Annotated in this window: 2 protein-coding genes; one reads left to right on the forward strand and one right to left on the reverse strand. The window is 58.9% G+C overall.

Annotated features, from left to right (window positions below):
- Positions 1-201 (reverse strand): helix-turn-helix domain-containing protein (locus AC1DH9_RS29435; RefSeq protein ID WP_477809365.1); only part of this gene is annotated, 201 nt, incomplete at its 3' end.
- Between the two features lie 243 nt (positions 202-444).
- Here AC1DH9_RS29435 and AC1DH9_RS29440 point away from each other — a divergent pair.
- Positions 445-1,237 (forward strand): ABC transporter ATP-binding protein (locus tag AC1DH9_RS29440; protein WP_477809366.1); only part of this gene is annotated, 793 nt, incomplete at its 3' end.

Here is a 1,237-nt window from a genome sequence, read left to right on the forward strand (position 1 = left end):
CTGCTCGACCATGCCTTCGTCCATGAGGCTGCGCAGCAAGCGATGAGTCGTCGGTTGCGACAAACCGACCTGCTGCGCCAGTTGGGTCACCCGCTCACCACCTTCAGGGGCCGAGCCAAGCGTTCGCAGCACGGCGAATAACCTGGAGACGCTACCAACGCCGACTTCTTTGGCACTTTCATTCCGATCAGTGGAATTCATTTTGAGTATTTCTCTATAAAAATTTGATCATTGAAAGAAACAGTAGAAATACTCCTTTCAGTGAAATTAGCGCTTTCACCCATCCTAATCTTCGTCCTAATCTGAGTCCACAGGGGCGATTCGAACAATATTTGGCAGCCGACTTACGATCGAGCGCCAGCGCACCCGCGGTATCCCTTCGCATCTGCCCATCACAAAAAAGCGCGTTTCGACGCGTCCAATAAATACAGGTGGAACGCAGGCATGGCATTTCTCCAACTCGAAGGTCTCAGCAAACGCTACGGTGCAATCGACGCTGTCATCGCCACAGATCTGGCGGTGGAAAAAGGCGAATTCGTTTCTCTGCTCGGCCCTTCCGGTTGTGGCAAAACCACTACCTTGCAAATGATCGCCGGTTTCGTCGACGCCACGGCCGGGCGCATCGTGCTGGACGGTCGCGACATCACCCACGCCAAACCGAGCAGTCGTGGCCTGGGGGTGGTGTTCCAGAGCTATGCGCTGTTCCCGCACATGACGGTGCGCGACAACGTCGCTTTTGGCCTGCGCATGCGCAAGGTCCCGGCAGCCGACATTGCCCGGCGGGTGGCCACGGTGCTGGCGCTGGTGCGCCTTACCCAACATGCCGAACGCTATCCACGAGAACTGTCCGGCGGACAGCGCCAGCGTGTCGCCCTGGCCCGAGCCCTGGTGATCGAACCGCCGGTGTTGTTGCTCGATGAACCGCTGTCCAACCTCGACGCCAACCTGCGCGAGGAAATGCAGTTCGAGATTCGTCGCATTCAGTGCGAAGTCGGCATCACCACCCTGATGGTGACCCACGATCAGGCCGAAGCGCTGTCGATCAGCGATCGTGTGGTGGTCATGCAGGCCGGGCGCGTGACCCAGATCGACGAGCCGTACAAGCTCTACGAACACCCACGCACCCGCTTCATTTCCGGCTTCGTCGGCAAGGCCAATATGTTGGCCGGGGACTTCGACACGGCGGGTTGCCCGCAAGTGCGTCACAGCAGCGGCGATGGCGAACTGACCCTCAGCC

This window comes from Pseudomonas sp. 05T35, assembly GCF_056396605.1.